Source organism: Streptoverticillium reticulum, from assembly GCF_047456005.1.
Classification (GTDB): domain Bacteria; phylum Actinomycetota; class Actinomycetes; order Streptomycetales; family Streptomycetaceae; genus Streptomyces; species Streptomyces reticulum.
This window is the reverse complement of record NZ_CP179755.1, coordinates 2,351,453-2,373,024: the sequence shown is the minus strand read 5'-3', so window position 1 is coordinate 2,373,024 and position 21,572 is coordinate 2,351,453. Positions and strand designations below refer to the sequence as shown.

Annotated in this window: 16 protein-coding genes and 1 riboswitch; of the genes, 10 read left to right on the top strand and 6 right to left on the bottom strand. The window is 74.0% G+C overall.

Going from position 1 to position 21,572, the window contains the following annotated elements:
• Window positions 1-144 precede the first annotated feature (144 nt).
• The gene (locus tag ACMATS_RS10570) at window positions 145-2,601 is read right to left on the bottom strand and encodes a DNA topoisomerase (ATP-hydrolyzing) subunit A (RefSeq protein ID WP_390778377.1); all 2,457 of its coding nucleotides are present in this window, start codon (window positions 2,599-2,601) and stop codon (window positions 145-147) included.
• A 225-nt stretch (window positions 2,602-2,826) separates the two neighbouring features.
• Between ACMATS_RS10570 and ACMATS_RS10565 the strand changes: the two genes are divergently transcribed.
• The 4 genes from ACMATS_RS10565 (at window position 2,827) to ACMATS_RS10550 (ending at window position 7,636) form a co-directional block, all read left to right on the top strand.
• A complete protein-coding gene (locus tag ACMATS_RS10565) occupies window positions 2,827-4,188 on the top strand; it encodes a M16 family metallopeptidase (protein WP_390778462.1) in 1,362 nt (453 codons plus the stop codon).
• A 44-nt stretch (window positions 4,189-4,232) separates the two neighbouring features.
• The gene (locus ACMATS_RS10560) at window positions 4,233-5,600 is read left to right on the top strand and encodes a M16 family metallopeptidase (RefSeq protein ID WP_414170692.1); all 1,368 of its coding nucleotides are present in this window, start codon (window positions 4,233-4,235) and stop codon (window positions 5,598-5,600) included.
• A 205-nt stretch (window positions 5,601-5,805) separates the two neighbouring features.
• A riboswitch (cyclic di-AMP (ydaO/yuaA leader) is annotated at window positions 5,806-5,962 on the top strand.
• A gap of 13 nt (window positions 5,963-5,975) precedes the next feature.
• The gene (locus tag ACMATS_RS10555) at window positions 5,976-6,779 is read left to right on the top strand and encodes a M23 family metallopeptidase (RefSeq protein ID WP_336412756.1); all 804 of its coding nucleotides are present in this window, start codon (window positions 5,976-5,978) and stop codon (window positions 6,777-6,779) included.
• A 140-nt stretch (window positions 6,780-6,919) separates the two neighbouring features.
• Window positions 6,920-7,636, top strand: coding sequence for a GntR family transcriptional regulator (locus ACMATS_RS10550; RefSeq protein ID WP_414167782.1), 717 nt, complete (start codon window positions 6,920-6,922; stop codon window positions 7,634-7,636).
• 271 nt (window positions 7,637-7,907) lie between these two features.
• Here ACMATS_RS10550 and ACMATS_RS10545 read toward each other — a convergent pair whose 3' ends face one another.
• Window positions 7,908-8,189: an HPr family phosphocarrier protein gene (locus ACMATS_RS10545; RefSeq protein WP_336412754.1), complete on the bottom strand. Its 282-nt coding sequence runs from the start codon at window positions 8,187-8,189 to the stop codon at window positions 7,908-7,910.
• Window positions 8,190-8,314: 125 nt separating this feature from the next.
• Here ACMATS_RS10545 and ACMATS_RS10540 point away from each other — a divergent pair, with 125 nt between their 5' ends.
• The 4 genes from ACMATS_RS10540 (at window position 8,315) to ACMATS_RS10525 (ending at window position 14,306) form a co-directional block, all read left to right on the top strand.
• Entirely contained in the window at window positions 8,315-11,719 is a 3,405-nt protein-coding gene (locus tag ACMATS_RS10540) for a GNAT family N-acetyltransferase (RefSeq protein ID WP_414167781.1), read from the top strand.
• Between the two features lie 58 nt (window positions 11,720-11,777).
• A complete protein-coding gene (locus tag ACMATS_RS10535; protein ID WP_336412752.1) occupies window positions 11,778-12,365 on the top strand; it encodes a DUF5998 family protein in 588 nt (195 codons plus the stop codon).
• Window positions 12,365-13,573, top strand: coding sequence for an alkaline phosphatase family protein (locus tag ACMATS_RS10530; protein WP_390778374.1), 1,209 nt, complete (start codon window positions 12,365-12,367; stop codon window positions 13,571-13,573). The genes ACMATS_RS10535 and ACMATS_RS10530 overlap by 1 nt, the downstream gene beginning before the upstream one ends.
• 70 nt (window positions 13,574-13,643) lie before the next feature.
• On the top strand, window positions 13,644-14,306 hold the full coding sequence (locus ACMATS_RS10525) for a thymidine kinase (protein WP_414167780.1): 663 nt from the start codon (window positions 13,644-13,646) through the stop codon (window positions 14,304-14,306).
• A 12-nt stretch (window positions 14,307-14,318) separates the two neighbouring features.
• On the opposite strand, the gene ACMATS_RS10520 is transcribed toward ACMATS_RS10525, so the two are convergent.
• A complete protein-coding gene (locus ACMATS_RS10520) occupies window positions 14,319-15,113 on the bottom strand; it encodes a VOC family protein (protein WP_390778372.1) in 795 nt (264 codons plus the stop codon).
• 282 nt (window positions 15,114-15,395) lie between these two features.
• Here ACMATS_RS10520 and ACMATS_RS10515 point away from each other — a divergent pair, with 282 nt between their 5' ends.
• Window positions 15,396-16,256: a sulfurtransferase gene (locus ACMATS_RS10515; protein ID WP_414167779.1), complete on the top strand. Its 861-nt coding sequence runs from the start codon at window positions 15,396-15,398 to the stop codon at window positions 16,254-16,256.
• 185 nt (window positions 16,257-16,441) lie between these two features.
• Here ACMATS_RS10515 and sepH read toward each other — a convergent pair whose 3' ends face one another.
• Entirely contained in the window at window positions 16,442-17,470 is a 1,029-nt protein-coding gene (gene sepH, locus ACMATS_RS10510; protein WP_390778370.1) for a septation protein SepH, read from the bottom strand.
• Between the two features lie 385 nt (window positions 17,471-17,855).
• On the opposite strand from sepH, the gene ACMATS_RS10505 reads away from it, so the two are divergent.
• Window positions 17,856-18,893, top strand: coding sequence for a hypothetical protein (locus ACMATS_RS10505; RefSeq protein ID WP_414167778.1), 1,038 nt, complete (start codon window positions 17,856-17,858; stop codon window positions 18,891-18,893).
• 3 nt (window positions 18,894-18,896) lie between these two features.
• On the opposite strand, the gene ACMATS_RS10500 is transcribed toward ACMATS_RS10505, so the two are convergent.
• Both ACMATS_RS10500 and ACMATS_RS10495 read right to left on the bottom strand, forming a co-directional pair.
• The gene (locus ACMATS_RS10500; protein ID WP_391150667.1) at window positions 18,897-20,240 is read right to left on the bottom strand and encodes a D-arabinono-1,4-lactone oxidase; all 1,344 of its coding nucleotides are present in this window, start codon (window positions 20,238-20,240) and stop codon (window positions 18,897-18,899) included.
• Window positions 20,176-21,471 carry an MFS transporter gene (locus ACMATS_RS10495; RefSeq protein ID WP_390778367.1) on the bottom strand — a complete coding sequence of 432 codons (1,296 nt, stop codon included), beginning with the start codon at window positions 21,469-21,471 and terminating at the stop codon, window positions 20,176-20,178. Before ACMATS_RS10495 ends, ACMATS_RS10500 begins: the two co-directional genes overlap by 65 nt.
• Between the last annotated feature and the right edge of the window lie 101 nt (window positions 21,472-21,572).

Genomic DNA, 21,572 nt, shown 5'->3' with positions numbered 1-21,572 from the left:
GTGGTTGCTCGCGCCCACGCGGCGGAGCCGCTGGGGGTACCTCCTGGGGGCACCCCCAGCGGTAGCTGGGGGAGGTAGCTGGGGGAGTAACAGCCCCGCGCCCCTTCGGGGCGCGGGGTGCGGGGAACGGGGCGCGCGGGTTGTTTACACCGGCCCCGCCACCGACAGCACCGGCTTTGCCAGCGGGACGCCCGAGCCGTCGCGGCGCGGGTCGATGGGCGGCAGCTCGGCCGGGACGCCGCCCGCCTGTGCCGCGCGGGCCGGTGCGGTGCCCGCCCAGCCCAGGACCAGGCAGTCCTCGCCCTTGAGGAAGCGCTGGCAGCGCACGCCGCCCGTCGCCCGCCCCTTGCGCGGGTACTGGTCGAAGGGCGTCAGCTTCGCCGAGCCCATCGAGGCCGCACCGGGCAGGCCGCCCCGGGCACCGGCCACCGTGAACACCACCGCGTCCTCCGCGGGGTCGACGGCCGTGAAGGAGATGACCTTCGCGCCGGACGACAGCTTGATGCCCGCCATGCCGCCCGCCGGGCGGCCCTGCGGCCGGACCTGGGAGGCCTGGTAGCGCAGCAGTTGGGCGTCGTCCGTGAGGAAGACCAGATCCTCCTCGCCCGTGCGCAGTTCGACCGCGCCGATGATGCTGTCGCCCTCCTTGAGGGTGATGACCTCCAGCTCGTCCTTGTTCGCCGGATAGTCGGGGACCACGCGCTTGACGACGCCCTGCTCCGTGCCGATCGCCAGACCGGGCGAGGACTCGTCCAGCGTGGTCAGGCACACCACCCGCTCGCCGTCCTCCAGCGACAGGAACTCCGAGACCGGGGCGCCGCCCGACAGATTCGGCGCGGCCGCCGTCTCCGGCAGCTGCGGCATGTCGATGACCCGGATCCGCAGCAGCCTGCCGCCCGAAGTGACCGCGCCGACCTCGCCCAGGGCCGTCGCCGGAACCGCCGAGGCGATCACGTCGTGCTTGACGCGCTTGGCCTCCTCGGCACCCGCGAACGGCTCGCCCGTGGCCGTACGGGCCAGCAGGCCCGTGGAGGACAGCAGCACGCGGCACGGGTCGTCCGCCACCTGCAGCGGCACCGCGGCCGCCGGCGCACCGGCCGACTCCAGCAGCACCGTGCGCCGGTCGGTGGCGAACTTCTTGGACACGTCGGCCAGTTCGGCGGAGACCAGCTTGCGCAGCTCCGCGTCGGACTCCAGGATCTCGGTGAGGCGCTCGATCTCCTCGGTCAGCCGGTCGCGCTCCGACTCCAGCTCGATCCGGTCGAACTTGGTCAGACGGCGCAGCGGAGTGTCGAGGATGTACTGGGTCTGCACCTCGGAGAGCGAGAAACGTTCGATGAGTGAGGCCTTCGCCTCCGCGGCGTTCTCGCTCGATCGAATGATTCTGATGACCTCGTCGATGTCGACGAGCGCCACCAGCAGACCCTCGACCAGGTGCAGCCGGTCGCGCCGCTTGCCGCGCCGGAACTCGCTGCGCCGGCGGACCACCTCGAAGCGGTGGTCGACGTAGACCTCCAGGAGCTCCTTGAGGCCCAGCGTCAGCGGCTGGCCGTCGACCAGCGCCACGTTGTTGATGCCGAAGGACTCCTCCATCGGCGTCAGCTTGTAGAGCTGCTCCAGCACGGCCTCGGGGTTGAAGCCGTTCTTGACCTCGATGACCAGCCGCAGGCCGTGGGCGCGGTCGGTGAGGTCCTTCACATCGGCGATGCCCTGGAGCTTCTTGGAGCCGACCAGATCCTTGATCTTGGAGATGACCTTCTCCGGGCCCACCGCGAAGGGCAGTTCGGTGACCACCAGGCCCTTGCGGCGGGCGGTCACGTTCTCCACGGAGACCGTTGCGCGCATCTTGAACGTGCCGCGGCCCGTCTCGTACGCGTCGCGGATGCCGCTCAGCCCCACGACGCGGCCGCCGGTGGGCAGGTCCGGGCCGGGGATGAACCGCATCAGGGTGTCGAGGTCGGCACCCGGGTGCTTGATCAGGTGCCGGGCGGCGGCGATCACTTCGCCCAGGTTGTGCGGGGGCATGTTCGTCGCCATGCCGACCGCGATCCCGGACGAGCCGTTCACCAGCAGGTTGGGGTAGGCGGCGGGGAGGGCGACGGGCTCCCGCTCGCTGCCGTCGTAGTTCGGGGCGAAGTCGACGGTGTCCTCGTCGATCGACTCCGTCATCAGCGACGAGGGCGACGCCATGCGGGCCTCGGTGTACCGCATGGCCGCGGGCGGGTCGTCGTTGCCCAGCGAGCCGAAGTTGCCGTGGCCGTCGACCAGGGGCAGCCGCATCGAGAAGGGCTGCGCCATGCGCACCAGGGCGTCGTAGATCGAGGCGTCGCCGTGCGGGTGGAGCTTGCCCATCACCTCGCCGACGACGCGGGCGCACTTCACATGGCCCCGCTCGGGGCGCAGGCCCATCTCGTTCATCTGGAAGAGGATGCGGCGCTGGACGGGCTTGAGGCCGTCGCGGGCGTCGGGCAGGGCGCGGGAGTAGATGACGGAGTAGGCGTACTCGAGGAAGGAGCCCTGCATCTCGTCGACGACGTCGATGTCGAGGATGCGCTCCTCGAACTCTTCCGGCGGCGGGGTCTTCGTGCTGCGGCGGGCCATCGCGGCTGCTGCTCCTTCGATCGGTTGCCGGTGCGGGTGTGCTGACGCCGACCATTGTGGACCGCGCCACCGACAACGCCGACCGCGACCCGTCCGCAGGGAGTGAGGCGGCCGGGAACTTCGCCAGAAGCCGACGCGCTTGCATACAGTGACAGGACTGTTCATCACGCGCGCCGCCGCGAGGCACCGCGGGATTTTCGAGCAATCGAAGGGACGTACATGCCCATGGGTCACACGGCCACGCAACAGGCCGGTTCCGGCGGCCTGAAAGCGACCGAGCACCGCCTGGCCAACGGCCTGCGGGTGGTGCTCTCCGAGGATCATCTGACCCCGGTCGCCGCCGTCTGCCTCTGGTACGACGTCGGCTCGCGCCACGAGGTCAAGGGCCGCACCGGCCTCGCCCACCTCTTCGAGCACCTCATGTTCCAGGGCTCCGCCCAGGTCGAGGGCAACGGCCACTTCGAGCTGGTGCAGAACGCGGGCGGCTCGCTCAACGGCACCACCAGCTTCGAGCGCACCAACTACTTCGAGACCATGCCCGCCCACCAGGTGGAGCTGGCCCTGTGGCTGGAGGCCGACCGGATGGGCTCGCTGCTGGCCGCCCTGGACGACGAGTCCATGGAGAACCAGCGCGACGTCGTCAAGAACGAGCGCCGCCAGCGCTACGACAACGTGCCCTACGGCACGGCGTTCGAGAAGCTGACGGCCCTGGCCTACCCCGAGGGCCACCCCTACCACCACGTGCCCATCGGCTCCATGGCCGACCTGGACGCCGCCTCCCTGGAGGACGCGCGCGCGTTCTTCCGCACGTACTACGCGCCCGGCAACGCCGTGCTGTCGGTCGTCGGCGACATCGACCCGGAGCAGACGCTCGCCTGGATCGAGAAGTACTTCGGCTCCATCCCCGCGCACGACGCCAAGCAGCCCCCGCGCGACGGCGCCCTGCCCGACACCATCGGCGAGGAGCTGCGCCAGGTGGTGGAGGAGGAGGTCCCGGCCCGCGCGCTGATGGCCGCCTACCGCCTCCCGCACGACGGCACGCGCGAGTGCGACGCCGCCGACCTGGCGCTGACCATCCTGGGCGGCGGTGAGTCCTCCCGCCTGCACAACCGCCTGGTGCGCCACGACCGCTCGGCCGTCGCCGCCGGCTTCGGCCTCCTGCGGCTGGCCGGCGCCCCCTCGCTCGGCTGGCTGGACGTCAAGGCCTCCGGCGGCTTCGAGGTGCCCGCGATCGAGGCGGCCGTCGACGAGGAGCTCGCCCGCTTCGCCCTGGAGGGCCCGACCCCGGAGGAGATGGAGCGCGCGCAGGCCCAGCTGGAGCGCGAGTGGCTGGACCGGCTGGCCACCGTCAGCGGCCGGGCCGACGAACTGTGCCGCTTCGCCGTGCTGTTCGGCGACCCGCAGCTCGCCCTGACCGCCGTGCAGCGTGTCCTGGAGATCACCCCCGAGGAGGTGCAGGCGGTCGCCAAGGCCCGGCTGCACCCGCAGAACCGCGCCGTGCTCGTCTACGAGCCCACCGGCCAGGCCGGCGGCGACGCCGACGAGAACGCAGACGCACCCGCAACCGAAAGCGAGACGGACCGGTGAGCGACACCGCAGCCGCGAACGGCACGGACACCGCAGCCCCCACGATGCAGTTCCACCCGCAGCCCGCGCCGGGCACGGCGACCCCCTGGGCCTTCCCCGCCCCCGAGCGCGAGGCGCTGCCCAACGGCCTGACCGTGCTGCGCTGCCACCGCCCGGGCCAGCAGGTCGTCGCCGTCGAGGTGAACCTGGACGCGCCCCTGGACGCCGAGCCCGAGGGCCTCGACGGCGTGGCCACGATCATGGCCCGGGCCTTCTCCGAGGGCACCGACAAGCTCAGCGCCGAGGACTTCACGGCCGAACTGGAGCGCTGCGGCGCCACCTTGGACTCGCACGCCGACCACCCCGGCGTCCGGCTCTCCCTGGAGGTCCCCGCCTCCCGCCTGGCCAAGGCCCTCGGCCTGCTGGCCGACGCCCTGCGCGCCCCGGCCTTCCCCGACGACGAGGTCGAGCGGCTCGTGGGCAACCGCCTGGACGAGATCCCGCACGAGCTGGCCAACCCCGCCCGCCGGGCCGCCATGGCGCTCTCCGCGGAGCTCTTCCCGGCCGGCTCCCGGATGTCCCGGCCCCGCCAGGGCACCCAGGAGACCGTCGAGCGCATCGACGCCGCCGCCGTGCGCGCCTTCTACGAGGCCCACGTGCGCCCGGCCGCCGCCACCGTCGTGGTCGTCGGCGACTTCACCGGCGTCGACCTGGACCAGGCCCTCGCCGGCACCCTCGGCGCCTGGACCGGCTCCGCCGCCGAGCCCCGGCTCGTGCCGCCCGTCGCCGGGGACGACACCGGCCGCGTGGTGATCGTGGACCGCCCCGGCGCCGTCCAGACCCAGCTGCTCATCGGCCGCACCGGCCCGGACCGGCACGACCGCGTCTGGCCGGCCCAGGTGCTCGGCACCTACTGCCTCGGCGGCACCCTCACCTCCCGCCTGGACCGGGTGCTGCGCGAGGAGAAGGGCTACACCTACGGCGTGCGCGCGTTCGGCCAGGTCCTGCGCTCCGGGCCGGACGGGACGGGCGCCGCCATGCTGGCCATCAGCGGCTCGGTGGACACCCCCAACACCGGTCCCGCGCTGGAGGACCTCTGGACGGTGCTGCGCACCCTCGCGGCGGAGGGCCTGACGGAGGCCGAGCGGGACGCGGCCGTGCAGAACCTCGTCGGCGTCGCACCGCTGAAGTTCGAGACGGCGGCCGCCGTCGCGGGCACGCTGGCGGACCAGGTCGAGCAGCACCTGGCGGACGACTTCCAGGCGCGGCTGTACGAACGCCTCGCGGACACGGGCACGGTGGAGGCCACGGCGGCCGTCGTGAGCGCCTTCCCGGCCGACCGTCTGGTGACCGTCCTCGTCGGCGACGCGGCACAGATCGAGGAGCCGGTCCGGGCGCTGGGCATCGGCGAGGTGACCGTGATCCCTGCCTGACGGATCGTCAGAAAAGAGCGCAGCGAGGGAGGTGCGCGGGTCCACAGGGGCCCGCGCGCCTCCCTTATGTCCAATTTCGGGCAGAGGTTGCATGTTGGCGGTGTGGCGTACGTCATAAAACCCGGCTTCTGTTTGCCGTTCGAATCTGACGGCGATTAGCGTCGGGGCGGCAGTCCGTCAGACCGGAACCGCAACCGCGGCTCCCGGACCGCCATCGCCGAGTCCCCGTACGGCGCGAGCCAGGGGAGCCGGGGAACCACCGTTCCCTTGGGGTGAATCGGGTCCCTCTCGCGAGGGAGCCGTAGGAGACCTTCCTGCTCCGAACCCGTCAGCTAACCCGGTAGGCGAGAAGGAAGGAAAGGAAAAAGCCTCAGCATGGCGTTCACCCGTCCCACCGGGAAGCACCGCCGTCCGAGCCGCGCCGTCCGTTCCGGCGCCAACGTCGCCGGCATAGCCACCCTCACCATGGGCGGTGTGGTCGCGGGCTTCGCCGCCCCGGCGATCGCCGCCGCGGACGAGGCGCACCGCACCGAGGACACCGGCCTCACCCAGGCCATCGTGATGAGCGACGCCATCTCCGGCAACGTCGACGCCCAGGCCCAGACGCAGCGCAGCGCGGCCGACGAGGCCAGCGTCCGGCAGCAGGCCGAGAAGGACGCCAAGCAGCGGGCCTCCGAGGCCAAGAAGCGCGCGGACGAGGCCCAGCGCAAGGCGGACGCCGAGCGCGCCGAGAAGGAGCGCGCCGCCCGCGAGGAGGAGCGCAAGCGCCTCAACCTCTTCGTGATCCCGATCGACGGCTCCTACGTCTCCACCCCGTACAAGGCCTCCAGCGGCCTGTGGTCCTCCGGCAGCCACACCGGCGTCGACTTCCATGCGGAGTCGGGCACTTCGGTGCACGCCGTGGGCGCGGGCACCATCGTCGAGGCGGGCTGGGGCGGCGCCTACGGCAACAACATCGTCATCAAGATGAACGACGGCACGTACACCCAGTACGGCCACCTGTCGTCCATCGGCGTCTCCGTCGGCGACACGGTCACCGCCGGTCAGCAGATCGGCCTCTCCGGCGCCACCGGCAACGTCACCGGACCGCACCTGCACTTCGAGGCCCGTACGGCCCCGACCTACGGTTCGGACATCGACCCGGTCGCCTACCTGCGCTCCCACGGCGTCAGCCTGTAACGGCCCGCTCCGCAGACTCTCGGGACCCCGGCTCCGGCCGGGGTCCTTTGCGTCGGCGTGCGGCCCGGCTGGCCAAAACATTTCCATGGCGACGGCGGCGCCATCGGAAACCGGATGCGATTGCCATAGAGTCGCCGGACATGAACGGAGACGGCGGAGAGACGCGCGAGGGCAGCCGCATTTCCCCGCACGCGGTCTGCACCGCGATCCGCGACGACATCGTCTCCGGCACCTTTCCGCCCGGCAGCCGGCTCATCGAGGAACTCCTCGCCCGCCGTTACGGCGTCTCCCGGGTCCCCGTGCGCGAGGCCCTGCGCACGCTGGCCTCCGAAGGCTTCGTGACCACCCGCCGGCACGCCGGGGCGTGCGTGGCCGAGCCGACCGCCCAGGAGGCCGCCGACCTGCTCGAAGTACGGGCCCTGCTGGAACCGTTGGGCGCCGCGCGCGCCGCGCAACGCCGCACGGAGGCGCATCTGAAGGTGCTGCGCGGCCTCGTGCGCCTCGGCCAGGAGCGGGCGCGCGCCGGGCGCACGGGCGAACTGCGGCCGCTGGCCGACTGGTTCGACGAGACCCTCGCCCAGGCCTCCTGCAGCCCCAGCCTCACCACGCTGCTGACCCAGCTGCGCCGCAAGATCGCCTGGGTGTACGCGGCCGAGCCGCCGGCGCGCCCGGCGGAGACCTGGGAGGCCTACGGGGCCCTGGTGGACGCCGTCGCCCGCGGCGACGCGGAACGGGCGCGGGCGCTGGCCGCCGCCCGTACGGACCGGGCGCCGGGCGCCTACCGGCTGCGGCGGCCGGTGCTGCAGGCCGTGCCGGGCGCGAAACCGTCCGCAAGCACGGCGGGCGCACGCGCCTAGGGCCTGCCCGGCGGATCGTGCAGCGCCCCAAAGGGGCGCGGGGCTGTTTCGATGTGCGGCTCCGCCGCGTGGGCGCGACCAGCCCCCACCGGCCTGCAGCCGATGCGCCACCCCAGGGGTCCGGGGCGAAGCCCCGAGAACCTCGACTGCGGGTGCGTCGTGGCTGATCGCGCAGTTCCCCGCGCCCCTTTGGGGCGCAGACCCTAGGCGACAGTGGGGCCGCGGCCGCCTCGGTCGGCGGCCGCGGCCCCACTGCAGGGAAACCGGTGGATCAGACGGTCTCGGGGAGCTCCTCGAGACCCTCGGCGACCAGCTTGGCCAGACGGTCGAGCGCGGCCTCGGCACCGTCCGCCTCGGAGGACAGGACGAGCTCCTCGCCACCCTGGGCGCCCAGGCCCAGCACGGCCAGCATCGAGGCGGCGTTGACGGGGCTGCCGTCCGCCTTGGCGACGGTCACGGGGACGCCGGCGGCGGTCGCCGCACGGACGAAGATCGACGCCGGGCGGGCGTGCAGGCCCTCGGCCCAGCCGACGTTTACGCGGCGCTCAACCATGGTGTTGCCCTTCGAGTCGTGAGCGGTTGTCTAGACCAGTGTCGCACGCGCCGTGCGGTGCTCGGTCGCACGGTCGCGCTGGTCGCGTTGGCCGTACTGTCAGGGCCTCGCCGTACTCTGGCCCCATGCAGACGCCGTCCGAGCACGCGTACCCGACGCACTGGGAAGCCGATGTCGTGCTGCGCGACGGCGGCACCGCGCAGATCCGTCCCATCACCGCCGACGATGCGCAGCGCCTGGTCAGCTTCTACGAACAGGTCTCGGACGAGTCCAAGTACTACCGCTTCTTCGCCCCCTACCCCCGGCTCTCCGACCGGGACGTGCACCGCTTCACCCACCACGACTACGTGAACCGGGTCGGCCTCGCCGCCACCGTCCACGGCGACTTCATCGCCACCGTGCGCTACGACCGCGTGCCCGCGTCGGGCGCCACCGACGAGGCCGAGGTCGCCTTCCTCGTGCAGGACGCCCACCAGGGCCGCGGCGTCGCCTCCGCCCTCCTGGAGCACATCGCGGCCGTCGCGCGCGAGCGCGGCATCCGGCGCTTCACGGCCGAGGTGCTGCCGGCCAACACGAAGATGATCAAGGTCTTCACGGACGCGGGCTACACCCAGAAGCGCAGCTTCGAGGACGGCGTCGTGCGCCTCGAGCTCGACCTGGAGCCCACTGACCGCTCCCTGGCCGTCCAGCGCGCCCGCGAGCAGCGCGCCGAGGCCCGCTCCGTCCAGCGCCTCCTCGCGCCCGGCTCCGTCGCCGTCGTCGGCACCGGCCGCGAGCCCGGCGGCATGGGCCGCACCGTCCTGCGCAACCTGCTCGCGGGCGGCTTCACCGGGCGCACCCACGCGGTCAACCACGCCTTCCCGGAAGGGCTTTCGAGGCTGGAGCCCGAGGGCGTCCCCGCCCACCGGTCGGTGCGCGGCATCGCGGAGCCGGTCGACCTGGCGGTCGTGGCCGTGCCCGCGGAGCAGGTGCCGTCCGTCGTGGCCGACTGCGGGGAGCACGGGGTGCAGGGCCTCGTCGTCCTCTCCGCCGGGTACGCCGAGAGCGGCCCCGAGGGCCGCGAGCGCCAGCGCGAGCTCGTCCGGCAGGCCCGCTCGTACGGGATGCGGATCGTCGGGCCCAACGCCCTCGGCCTGATCAACACCGCCGGGGGCGTCCGGCTCAACGCCTCCCTCTCGCCCGAACTCCCCGCCGCCGGGCGGCTGGGGCTCTTCAGCCAGTCCGGCGCCATCGGCATCGCCCTGCTGGGCGGGCTGCACCGGCGCGCCGCCGGTCTGGTCGGCATCTCCACCTTCGTCTCCGCCGGCAACCGCGCGGACGTCTCCGGCAACGACTTCCTCCAGTACTGGCACGACGACCCGGAGACGGACGTCGTCCTGATGTACCTGGAATCCATCGGCAACCCCCGCAAGTTCACCCGCCTGGCCCGGCGCACCGCCGCCCGCAAGCCGGTCGTCGTCGTCAAGGGCGCCCGGCACGGCGCCGCTGCCCCCGCCGGGCACACGGTGCCCACCACCCGCATCCCCGACGCCACCGTCTCCGACCTGCTGCGGCAGGCGGGCGTCATCCGCGTCGACACCGTCACGGAGCTGGCCGACGCCGGGCTGCTGCTCGCCTCCCAGCCCCTCCCCGAGGGCCCGCGCGTGGCCATCCTGGGCAACTCCGAGTCCCTCGCGCTCCTCACGTACGACTCCTGCCTCACCGAGGGCCTGCGGCCGCTGCCCCCGCACGACCTGACCACCGCCGCCACACCGGAGGACTTCCGCACGGCCCTGGCCGAGGCCCTGGAGGACCCGTCCTGCGACGCGATCGTCGTCACCGCCATCCCCTGGGTCGGCGACACCTCCGCCGAGGACCTGGCGTCCGCCGTCCGCGAGGCGGCGACCGCGGCCCCGGCCGCGAAGCCGGTGGCGGTCGTCCACCTGGAGATCCCGGGCCTGGCCGAGGCGCTGGCGGCTCCGCCGGACCGCCTTGCGGCGGAGCCGGGAGCGCCGGGGTGCGGCCCGAGGCCGGAGGGGGGTGTGCCGGGTGCCCCGGCTCGCCCTGCAGCGGAGCAGGGGCGTGGCCCGAGGCCGGAAGACGTCGCACCGGCTGCGTCGGACCGCCTTGCGGCAGAGCCGGCGTCGACGGGCCGTGGATTGTCGACGGAGGAGGGTGAGTCGGGTGTGGGGGGCGGGCCTGCGGCCGAGCCGGCCCCGCCGGGCAGGCACGCGCCGCAGACGCGGGATGCCGCGGCTCGCCTTGCGGCGGAGCCGGGGGCGCCAAGGCGGGAAGTACCGCAGTCATCGGGTGCCGCGTGGGCGGCTGTTCCGTCTCCCGGCGCACAGGCCGGAGTTGTGCCTGCGGCGCCGGGACGGCCGATGCCGGGGGCGTCGCCCGAGGCCGCGCCCGGGGCGAGGCGGCCGGAGCCCGGCGCATCGGCCGGGGCCGTGCCGCCCGGGTCGGGCCGGTCCGACGCGCCGGGTGGCGCCGTGCCTGCTGCGTCGGGGCGCCCGGAGTCCGGCGCATCGGCCGGGGCACCGGGGCGGGGCGAGGAGGGCGGAGCGCCGACCGGGCGGGCGGCGTCCGGCGGTGGTGCGCCGCATTCCCCCGGCAGCGACCGGTCCGCCCCCTGCGCCGCCGACCCCGCGCAGGCCCTCCGTGCGGACCGGTCCGCACGGATACCGGCCTATCCCGCCGCCGAGCGTGCCGTCCGGGCCCTCGCGGAGGCGGTGCGGTACGCGTGGTGGCGGCGGCAGGCCGCCGAGCCGGGGCGGGTGCCGGAGTTCGAGGACGTCGACGAGGCGGGGGCCGCCGCCGACATCGAGGTGCTGCTCGCGGCCCACGGGGCCCGCGCGGAGCGGGCCGTCACCCTGTCCGCCGCCGACACCCAGCGCCTCCTGGCGCGCTACGGCATCGCCGTGCTGCCCGCCGTGCCCGCGCCGGACCCGGAGGCCGCGGTCCGCGCTGCGCAGCGCCTCGGCTTCCCCGTCGTCCTCAAGCCGACCGCCCCGCACCTGCGGCACCGCGCCGACCTCGGCGGCGTCCGCCTCGGCCTGGGCAGCGAAGCGGAACTGCGCCGCGCCTACGGCGAGTTGACCGGGCTGTTCGGCCCGGGCGAGGAGTCCCGGCTGGTCGTGCAGGCGATGGCGCAGCGTGGCGTCGACACCGTGGTCCGGGCCGCCATCGACCCCGCCGCCGGTGCCGTGCTCTCCTTCGGCCTGGCCGGAGCGCCGTCCCTGCTGCTCGGGGACACCGCCCACCGGCTGATCCCCGCCACCGACCGGGACGCCGCCGAGATCGTCCGCTCCATCCGCACCGCCCCGCTGCTCTTCGGCTGGCGCGGCGCCGCCCCGGTGGACACCGCGGCCCTGGAGGAGCTGCTGCTGCGCGTCTCGCGCCTGGTCGACGACCACCCCGAGGTCGTCGGCGCGGACCTGGAGCCCGTGATCGTCGCGCCGCGCGGGGTGCACGTTCTCGGCGCCTCCCTCCGGCTCGCCCGGCCCCCCGCCCGGACGGACCTGGGCCCGCGCAGTCTGCCGCACTACTGACGCCCGTCGACGGCAAGGGCCCGGCGGCCGGGCCCCGTACGCCCCGTAGGATGGGCGTATGGCGAAGACCGGTACGACGACCCAGGGGCTGCGCGCAGCCATTGAGCGCAGCGGCTACTACCCGGCCCTCGTGGCCGAGGCGGTGGAGGCCGCCGTGGGCGGGGAGCCGGTCGTGTCGTACCTGGTCCACCAGGAGACGACCTTCGATTCCAACGAGGTCCGCCGCCATGTGACGGTCCTGGTCCTCACGGGCACCCGCTTCATCGTCAGCCACACCGACGAGCAGGCCGCCGACAACACCTCCCCCTCGCCGTACGCCACCACGTCCACGGAGTCCGTCAAGCTCGACCGGATCTCCTCGGTCGTGGTCAGCCGCGTCGTCGCCAACCCCGAGTCCTACACCCCGGGCATGCTGCCCCGCGAGGTCGTCCTGACCATCGGCTGGGGCGCGGTCTCCCGGATCGACCTGGAGCCCGCCGCCTGCGGCGACCCCAACTGCGACGCCGACCACGGCTACACCGGCTCGTCCACCGCCGACGACCTGAGCCTGCGGGTCAGCGAGGCGGGCGACGGCCCGGACAGCGTCCGCCAGACGCTCACCTTCGCCCAGGCCCTGTCCGAGGCGACCGTGGTGACCGCCCGCTGATGCATCAGCCGACCACCACGGGCTCCGGCTGGCACGAGCCGGTCCCGCTCGACCCCCGCACCGCCCCGCTGCCGCGCTACGGCACGGGCGCGCTCGCGGACCTGCTGCCGGCCGTCGCCTCCGGCATGGGCGTGCCCGGGCTCACGACGGGCCTGGAGCTGGCGCCCGCCGACCGGGTCTGCGTCTTCCTGATCGACGGCCTGGGCTGGGAGCTGCTGCGCGCGCACCCGGCCGAGGCGCCGTTCCTGCACTCGCTGATGGCGAGTTCGATGAACGGCACCGGCACGCCGATGACCGCCGGCTTCCCGTCCACCACGGCCACCTCGCTCGCCTCGGTGGGCACGGGCCTGCCGCCCGGCGCCCACGGCCTGGCGGGGTACACCGTCGCCGACCCGGGCACCGGGCAGCTGATGAACCAGCTGCGCTGGCGGCCCTGGACCGACCCGCACGTCTGGCAGCCCTACCCCACGGTCTTCCAGCTCGCCGACGCGGCCGGGGTCGCCACCTGCCAGGTCTCCGCACCGGACTTCCAGCACACCCCGCTGACGAAGATCGCGCTGAGCGGGGGCACCTTCCACGGCCGCCTCTCCGGCGAGGAGCGGATGGACCTCGCCGCCGACCGGCTGGCCGCCGCCGACCGTGCGCTCGTCTACACCTACTACAGCGAGGTCGACGGCAAGGGGCACCGCTTCGGCGTCGACTCCGACGAGTGGCGCGGCCAGCTGATGTACGTCGACCTGCTCGCCCGGCGGCTGGCCGAACAGCTGCCGCCCCGCTCGGCGCTCTACGTCACCGCCGACCACGGCATGATCGACATCCCGTTCGACCCCGAGTCGCGCATCGACTACGACGAGGACTGGGAGCTGCGCGCCGGCGTCGCCCTGCTGGGCGGCGAGGCCCGGGCCCGGCACGTCTACGCGGTGCCCGGCGCGGCCGCGGACGTACTGGCCGTGTGGCGCGAGGTCCTCGGCGAGCAGATGTGGGTCGCCGGGCGCGACGAGGCCATCGAGGCCGGGTGGTTCGGACCGCCGGGCGCGGGCGTCGACGACCGGGTGTACGCCCGCATCGGCGACGTGGTCGCCGCCGCGCGCGACGACGTCGCGGTGGTCGCCACGGAGACCGAGCCCAACGAGTCCGCGATGGTCGGGCTGCACGGCTCGATGACGCCCGTCGAACAGCTCGTACCGCTGCTCGAAGTGCGCTCCTGACGGCGCGCAGGACCGTCCCCCCCAGCACCCCCACGCAAGTCCCCACGACCGAAAGGCAGTCGGCCTTCCCATGCCCGAGCTGGTGTTCTTCTCCGGAACCATGGACTGCGGAAAGAGCACCCTCGCTCTGCAGATCGAGCACAACCGCTCGGCCCGCGGCCTGCAGGGCCTGATCTTCACCCGCAACGACCGCGCGGGCGAGGGGAAGCTGTCCTCCCGGCTCGGTCTCGTCACCGACTCCGTGGAGGCGGGCGAGGGGTTCGACTTCTACGCGCACGTCGTCGCACAGCTGTCCGCGGGCGGCCGGGCCGACTACGTCATCGCCGACGAGGCGCAGTTCCTCGACCCCGAGCAGATCGACCAGCTGGCCAGGATCGTCGACGACCTCGACCTCGACGTCTTCGCCTTCGGGATCACCACCGACTTCCGCACCCGGCTCTTCCCCGGCTCCCGGCGCCTGGTCGAACTCGCCGACCGGATCGAGGTCCTCCAGGTCGAGGCCCTGTGCTGGTGCGGGGCGCGGGCCACCCACAACGCCCGTACGGTCGGCGGGCAGATGGTGGTGGAGGGCGCGCAGGTCGTCGTCGGCGACGTCAACCAGCCGCAGGCCGAGGTCGGTTACGAGGTGCTGTGCCGGCGCCACCACCGCCGCCGGATGACGGCGGCCGCGGCCCATGCCGCCGCCCTCTCGCCCGACGTGCTGCCGGTGGACCCCGACGGGCCGTCCGCCTGACGGTCCGCACGGTCAGCGGCCGGACTGCAGCAGGGTGAAGACCGCGCCCTCGAGGTCCTCGACCGTGGCCTGGTGCCCCGCGGGGCCCCGGTGCGGGGCCTCGTCGATCCGTCCGCCCAGCTCCACGACCCGGCGGGCGGCGGCGTCGACGTCCGTCACCTCGAAGTACGTCATCCACAGCGGCATCCGCAGCTCCGGGCCCGCACTGCGGATCGCCGCGACCGGGCGGCCCTCCAGGTGCAGGGTGAGCGTGTCGGACTCCAGGCCCCCCGAGGCCTTGGTCTCGTAGCCGAACAGGGACTGGTAGAACTTGACCACGCTGGTGCCCTGATGGGTCACCAGTTCGTGCCAGACGGGGACGCCCGGCGTGCCCGCGGGGCCTTGGCCCACCAGGTCCTGGCCCTGCCAGACGCCGAAGAGCGCACCGGCCGGATCGGACGCCAGTACCAGCCGCCCGGCGTCGTCCGCCGCCAGCGGGCCCACGCCGACCGTGCCGCCGCAGCAGCGGATCCACTCCGCGGCGGCGTCCGCATCGTCGCTCGCCAGATAGGTGGTCCAGGCGATGCGGAGTTGACGGTCCGGCGGCAGCTCGCCGATGCCGGCCACGTCGCGTCCGTCGATCGTGGCACGTACGTACGGGCCCAGTTGACGCGGACCCGGGTTGTAGTAGTCCCAGCCGAACAGGCCGCTGTAGAAGTCCTTGGTGGCCTCCAGGTCGTGCACCAGGAGGCTGGTCCAGCACGGCGTGCCCGGTGCGTGCCGCGTCTCCTCCTCGTGGCTCTCGGAGAATCCCCATACCTCGGTCATCGTCACTCTCTCCTCGGCCATTCGCGGCGGCAGCGCGACCGCGGCGATCCGCGGCGCGCGGGGGTGGTACGGGACGGTGCCCGACCAGATGCTTGCACCACCCGTCGCGGCGCGCTCCCCGGCCGCGCCGAATGTCACGGGTTCGCGCAGGAGAATGCCCGAAATCGCGTTTCGCTTCCGTTTCCGCGGCATTGCCGTCCAGTATCTGTCCGTCAGGTGCCGTCCCGCCAGGGGGCCATGGGGCGTAGAGACCTCCGGTCCGTCTGCGCCAGGATGGTGGCCATGGATGCGATCATCACGGCAAGCCGATGGGCGGGCGAGGCGGCGGGGGAGCGGCCGCCGACGCTCCTGGACGTCCGCTGGGAGATGACCCTCGCGAAGGCGGGCGGCTCGCCGGCGGGGCCGACGGGCCGGGCCGCGTACGAGGCCGGGCACCTGCCCGGCGCGATCTTCGTGGACCTGGACGCCGAGCTCGCGGGACCTCCGGGGCCGCAGGGCCGTCACCCGCTCCCGGACCTCGCGGTGTTCGGCGCGGCCATGCGCCGGGCCGGCGTCTCCGCGGACCGGCCGGTGGTCGTGTACGACGGCGGCCAGGGGTGGGCCGCGGCGCGCGCCTGGTGGCTGTTGCGCTGGGCGGGGCACCCGGACGTCCGCGTCCTGGACGGCGGCGTCGCCGCGTGGACCGCGGCCGGCGGCGCGCTGACCACCGAGGTCCCGGCGGTGCCGGAGGGCGACTTCGCGCCCCGGCCCGGAGCGCTGCCCGTGCTCGACGCGGACGGCGCGGCGGTGCTGGCGCGCCGGGGCGTGCTGCTGGACGCGCGGGCGGGGGAGCGGTACCGGGGCGAGGTGGAGCCGGTCGATCCGGTCGCCGGGCACATCCCCGGGGCGGTCTCGGCCCCGACGACGGAGAACGTGGCCGCGGACGGACGCCTGCGCCCCGCGGCGGAACTCGCTGCCCGCTTCGCCGCCCTGGGCGCCGGCCCGGACGCCGAGGTCGGCGTCTACTGCGGCTCGGGCGTCTCGGCCGCCCACGAGCTCCTGGCCCTGACCGTGGCCGGGGTGCCGGCGGCGCTGTACGTGGGCTCCTGGAGCGAGTGGTCGGCCGCGGGGCGGCCGGTCTCCACGGGGGCCGAGCGGGGCTGAGGGTTTCGGATCTTCGCGCCCCGTAAGGGGCGCGGGAAACTGCGCGACCAGCCACCGACGGCCCGCAGTCGACGCACTGCCCCGGAGTCCGGGGCGAAGCCCCGAGGCAACATGTCATCTGCGGGTGCGTCGTGGCTTGTCGCGCAGTTCCCCGCGCCCCTTACGGGGCGCGACCCGACCGGAGGTCACTCCGGTTTCTTGCGCCGGGTGCCGAACACGATCTCGTCCCAGCTCGGCACCGCCGCCCGGCGCCCGGGGCGGACGCCGTCCGCCTCGGCCTGGCGGTCCGTGGTGCCGACGAGCCGCTCCCGGTGCCCGGCGACGGAGCGCGGCATGAGCACGTCCGCATAGGCGGACCCCGCACTGGCCGCCGGGGCCGGCGGCTCCGCGGCCTCCGGCTCGTCCGCTGGCGACTCGGGCGCGGCGGACGGGGTCTCCGGCACGATCATGTCGCCCCGGAAGCTGGGCACCGCTTCGAGCAGGCTCGTCAGGGAGTCCCGCTCCTTCTCCGGCGGCTCCTCCGAGGAGGAGCCCGCACCGGAATCCGGGGCGGCGGAGGCCGGCTGGCGGTCGCGGTCCAGCGGCCGGTCCCGCGGCAGCCGCGCGATGCGCGGCACGAACGGGAAGCTCGGCTCGGGGGTGTCCTCGGCCTCGCCGATGAGCGCCCGCGCCTCGTCGTCCAGCGCCTGAACGATCCGGCGCGGCGGGTCGTACGTCCAGCTCGCCGCGCGCGGCTCGCCGGAGGCGCGGTAGACGAGGAGCACCTCCCAGGTGCCGTCGTCGCGCCGCCAGGAGTCCCACTGTGCGCTGTCCTTGTCGGCGCCGCGCACGATCAGCCGCTCGGCGACCGTCTCGCCCAGCTGCGGCCCGGTGCTCTCGCCGGGGCGGCGGACGGGCGTCTTGCGGGCCCGCTCCGCCATGAAGGCGCGCTCGGCGAGCACGGGGCCCTCGAAGCGCCGGACCCGCTCCACGGGGATGCCGGCGTGCTGGGCGACCTCCTCCGCCGACGCGCCGGCCCGGATGCGGGCCTGGATGTCGCGGGGCCGGAGGTGGCTCTCCACCTCGATCTCGATCTGGCCCAGCCGTGCACGGTCGTTCCGCACGGCGGCGCGCAGTCGCTCGTCGATGGGAAGCGTGTACTCCGTGCTGTCCGCAGCCTTGAGCACCAGACGTGTGCCGTCGTTGGAGACTGCCACGACACGCAGTTCGGGCATGGGGACCTCCCGGGTGGTGCCTGCCGACGTCACCTGCGTCGCTGCTTCCGCTAGTCGAGTGTGGCCTGCCCGGGTAACAGCCTGCCACAACATTGCCGAGTTGACGGGGCGAGAGCCGCCCGGGCCCCTCCCGTCGGGTCCGTCCGGGCAGCCGGACGGGATATTGGGGCCAGGGCTCGTCACAGTACTCCATTCGGGCCACTGGGCGTGGATCGGCGCGCCAGTGAAGTTCACGTGCCGCAAGGGAGTTGAGCGCGCCCCTCGAACCGTAGGACGTTGTCGCAGGTGGCGAGGTTCACACAATCGCCCGATTCGGAACTGTTCGTTACTCTCGAATGTCCCTTCTAGCTGCAAGACGGCATGAAAGGACCGACAGAGGCGGGAGATGGACGACAAAGCCGAAACTGAGGCAAAAGCCAAGGGCAAGCGGCTGGACCTGAGTGTTGCGCAGGTGGCCGGTAGTGCCCTTGCGGCGGTCGTCGCCGCCATGCTCGCGGGCAAGCTCGGCGTGTATGGCACGGTGATCGGCGCCGGTGTCGTCAGCGTGGTCGCCACCACGGGTGGAACGGTCTTCCAGCACGTGTTCAGACGTACGGGCGAGCAGGTGCGGGAGGCGACCACCCAGGCGGCCAGGCCCAAGCTGCGCCAGGTTCCCGTCAGGGATGCCGGCCGGGCCGTGGGGCGCGGCGGGCCCGACCTCGACCGCACCCAGCTCCTCGGCCAGGTCGACGCGACGCGGGCGCTCCCCGTCGACGCGGACCGTACGCAACTGCTGCCCCAGGCGGCACACCCGGAGGACGGCCCGGCGCAGCCCGGGGCGCACGCCGGTGCGCGCCCCGGCGCGCAGGACGCGGCGTACACCGATCGCTACTCCGGGGAATACACGGACGGCACAACGCACGGCACCAGGCTGCGCGGCTGGAAGCGCACGCTGCCCGCCGCCGGTGCGATCTTCGTGCTGGCGATGGGCACGGTGACGACCGTCGAGCTGGTCTCGGGCTCCAGCGCGGACGGCAGCAAGGACGGCACGACGGTCGGCCGGATCTTCAACCCGGGCTCGGACGGGAAGAAGCAGGACCCGGGCCCGTCGAAGCCCCCGACGCACCACCCGCAGGACGACTCGGGCGACGGCGGCCAGGGCGGCACGGCACCGTCCCCCGACGCCTCCCCGCAGGGCGGCGGTTCGGGCAAGCAGAGCCCGGGCCCGACGCCCACGCCGTCCTCCGGCGGCGGCTCCTCGCCCTCGCCGCAGCAGCCGACCCCCGGCCCCAGCGGCTCCCAGGGCGGCGGCAAGGGCGACGACGGCAAGAGCGGCGGCACGACCGGCGGCCAGGGCACCGGCGGCCAGGGCGGGGCGAGCCCGCCCCCCGCGCAGGGCGCCGCGGCCGGTGCGGCCGGCACGGGCACCGGCCCCGTCTCGTAGGGCTCAGTCGCCCAGGACGCGCCGCAGGTAGTCGTTGCCGAAGACGCGGTGCGGGTCCAGCCGGTCCCGCACCGCGGCGAACTCCGCGAAGCGCGGATAGGCCTCCGCCAGGTAGGCGGCGTCCCGGGTGTGCAGCTTCCCCCAGTGCGGGCGCCCGCCGTGGGCCGTCATGATCCGCTCGGCGGCCGTGAAGTACGCCCGGTGCGGGGTGCCCCGGTACAGGTGGACGGCGAGGTAGGCGGTGTCCCGGCCGGAGGCGGTGGACAGCGGGATGTCGTCGGCGGGCGCGGTGCGCACCTCGACGGGGAAGCCGACCCGCAGCCGCATCCGCTCGATCGTGGCCCGCAGCTCGTGCAGCGCCGTCATCGCGGCCTCGCGCGGCAGCGCGTACTCCATCTCCAGAAAGCGGACGCGGCGCGGACTCGTGAAGACCTTGTAGGGGACGTCCGTGTAGCTGCGGGCGGACAGCGCGCTGCCGCTGACCCGCGCCAGCCCCGGAACCGTGGCGGGGACGGCCCGGCCCAGGGCGCAGACGGCGGCGAAGAGCCCGTTGGAGAGCAGCTCGTCGTCCACCCAGGCACCGATGCGACCCAGCGGATCGGCGGGGCCCGCGCTGCGGTTGTTGCGCTTGGTGATGCAGTTCTCGGTGTGCGGGAACCAGAAGAACTCGAAGTGCTCGTTCTCGTCGGTCAGTTGTCCGAACTCCGCCGTGACCCGGCCGAGCGGCATCGGTTCCTCCTGCGCCCGGAGCAGGAACTCCGGCTCCACCGCGAAGGTCACCGCGGTGATCACGCCGAGCGCGCCGAGGCCGGTCCGGGCCGCGGCGAAGACCTCGGGGTTCTCCTGCGCGGAGCAGGTCAGTACGGAGCCGTCCGCCGTCACCAGCTCCAGGGCCCGGATCTGAGCGGCGATGGCGGCCGAGTCGCGGCCGGTGCCGTGGGTGCCGGTGCTGACGGCGCCGGAGACGGTCTGCTCCATGATGTCGCCCATGTTCGTCAGCGACAGGCCGTGTGTGGACAGCGTCTCGTTGAGCCGCCTGAGCGTGGTGCCGGCGGCGACCGTCACCGTTCCTGCGGCGCGGTCGACGGCGCGGACGCCGGTCAACCGGCCGGGGCGGACGAGGAGTCCGTCGGTGACGGCCGCGGTGGTGAAGGAGTGGCCGCTGCCGACCGCCTTCACCCGCAGCCCGTCCGCGGCGGCCGAGGCGACCGCCGCGGCCACCTCCTCCGCCGAGGCGGGGGCCACGGTCCGCCGGGGCCGGGCGGTGACGTTTCCCGCCCAGTTACGCCAGGTGCTGCTCGTTCCGGTCGCTCTGCTCGGTGCGGTGGTGCCGGTCTTTCCCGTCATACGCGTCGGACCCTCCCCTTGCCAGCGGCACGGATGCCTCCGCCCGCTCCGGCGCCGGCCGCAGCCGGCGGTATCCGAGGAACGCGACCGCCGCCGCGAGCACACCCGCCGCGCCGGGCACCGCGTACCCCGCGCGGGCGCCCGCGGCGTCCACCACCCATCCGGCGGCCGACGACCCGAGCGCCACGCCGACCGCGAGTCCGGTGCTCGTCCAGGTCATGCCCTCGGTCAGCTTCGCGCGCGGTACGTGCTGCTCGACGAGGGCCATCGTGGTCACCATCGTGGGTGCGATGGACAGGCCCGCGACGAAGAGCGCCACGGCCAGGAGCGGCAGGTTCCCGACCAGTTGGAGGGGGATCATACTCACGGCCATCGCACACACGCCCAGAACCCAGCGACGTGCCGGATCGCCCTTGAGGTGCAGCAGCCCGAAGACCGCGCCGGCCAGGCAGGAGCCCAGCGCGTAGACGGCGAGGACCAGGCTCGACGCGGCCTTGTGCCCCTGCTCGTCGGCGAAGGCCACGGTCACCACCTCCATCGCACCGAAGAGCGCACCCGTGGCCACGAAGGCCACCACCAGCACCTGGAGTCCCGGCGCGCGCAGCGCGGAGCCGCTGCTGTGCTCGCTGCGCGGGTGCGGGACGGGCTCGGTGGCGCGCTGCGCGGTCAGCCAGAAGACCCCGATGCCCAGGAAGCACGCGGCCAGCAGCGGCCCGGCCTCCGGGAACCAGGCCGTGGACAGCCCGATCGACAGGATGGGCCCGAGGATGAAGACCACCTCGTCGACGACCGACTCGGCCGAGTACGCGGTGTGCAGCTCGCGCGGGGACCCGGCGTAGATCGCCGCCCAGCGCGCCCGCACCATCGAGCCCACGCTCGGCACGCAGCCGACGCCCGCGGCGAAGACGAACAACGTCCAGTCGGGCCACCGCTGCTGAGCACTCACCAGCAGCCCGGCGACCGCGGCCAGCGAGATCAGCGTCGCCGGGCGCAGCACGCGCCGCTGCCCGTGCCGGTCGACCATCCGGGAGACCTGCGGGCCGATGAGCGCGGCGGACAGCGCCAGCGCCGCGGAGACCGCGCCGGCCAGCCCGTACCGCCCGGTGAGCTGGGAGATCATGGTCACGACACCGATGCCCAGCATCGACAGCGGCATGCGGCCGAGCAGGCCTGCCGCGGAGAACCCCTTGGCACCGGGGGCGGCGAATATCGCGCTGTAGGGACTGGACAAGACCGGCTCCGCTGACGTGGACGAGAGGGACGTGACGAGGGTGCCGTAAGGCGCGTAGGTGGCCGATACAGCTTACGGCCGGACGTCCGTACGACGCACGG

What these genes read in the sequence shown, in the direction of transcription:
- ACMATS_RS10540 (WP_414167781.1), top strand. Translation starts at nt 8,315, where the DNA reads ATGCAGACGCCGTCCGAGCACGCGTACCCGACGCACTGGGAAGCCGAT.
- ACMATS_RS10555 (WP_336412756.1), top strand. Translation starts at nt 5,976, where the DNA reads ATGGCGTTCACCCGTCCCACCGGGAAGCACCGCCGTCCGAGCCGCGCC.
- ACMATS_RS10530 (WP_390778374.1), top strand. Translation starts at nt 12,365, where the DNA reads ATGCATCAGCCGACCACCACGGGCTCCGGCTGGCACGAGCCGGTCCCG.
- ACMATS_RS10545 (WP_336412754.1), bottom strand. Translation starts at nt 8,189, where the DNA reads ATGGTTGAGCGCCGCGTAAACGTCGGCTGGGCCGAGGGCCTGCACGCC.
- ACMATS_RS10565 (WP_390778462.1), top strand. Translation starts at nt 2,827, where the DNA reads ATGGGTCACACGGCCACGCAACAGGCCGGTTCCGGCGGCCTGAAAGCG.
- ACMATS_RS10515 (WP_414167779.1), top strand. Translation starts at nt 15,396, where the DNA reads ATGGATGCGATCATCACGGCAAGCCGATGGGCGGGCGAGGCGGCGGGG.
- ACMATS_RS10550 (WP_414167782.1), top strand. Translation starts at nt 6,920, where the DNA reads ATGAACGGAGACGGCGGAGAGACGCGCGAGGGCAGCCGCATTTCCCCG.
- ACMATS_RS10500 (WP_391150667.1), bottom strand. Translation starts at nt 20,240, where the DNA reads ATGACGGGAAAGACCGGCACCACCGCACCGAGCAGAGCGACCGGAACG.
- ACMATS_RS10535 (WP_336412752.1), top strand. Translation starts at nt 11,778, where the DNA reads ATGGCGAAGACCGGTACGACGACCCAGGGGCTGCGCGCAGCCATTGAG.
- ACMATS_RS10520 (WP_390778372.1), bottom strand. Translation starts at nt 15,113, where the DNA reads ATGACCGAGGTATGGGGATTCTCCGAGAGCCACGAGGAGGAGACGCGG.
- ACMATS_RS10570 (WP_390778377.1), bottom strand. Translation starts at nt 2,601, where the DNA reads ATGGCCCGCCGCAGCACGAAGACCCCGCCGCCGGAAGAGTTCGAGGAG.
- sepH (WP_390778370.1), bottom strand. Translation starts at nt 17,470, where the DNA reads ATGCCCGAACTGCGTGTCGTGGCAGTCTCCAACGACGGCACACGTCTG.
- ACMATS_RS10560 (WP_414170692.1), top strand. Translation starts at nt 4,233, where the DNA reads ATGCAGTTCCACCCGCAGCCCGCGCCGGGCACGGCGACCCCCTGGGCC.
- ACMATS_RS10505 (WP_414167778.1), top strand. Translation starts at nt 17,856, where the DNA reads ATGGACGACAAAGCCGAAACTGAGGCAAAAGCCAAGGGCAAGCGGCTG.
- ACMATS_RS10525 (WP_414167780.1), top strand. Translation starts at nt 13,644, where the DNA reads ATGCCCGAGCTGGTGTTCTTCTCCGGAACCATGGACTGCGGAAAGAGC.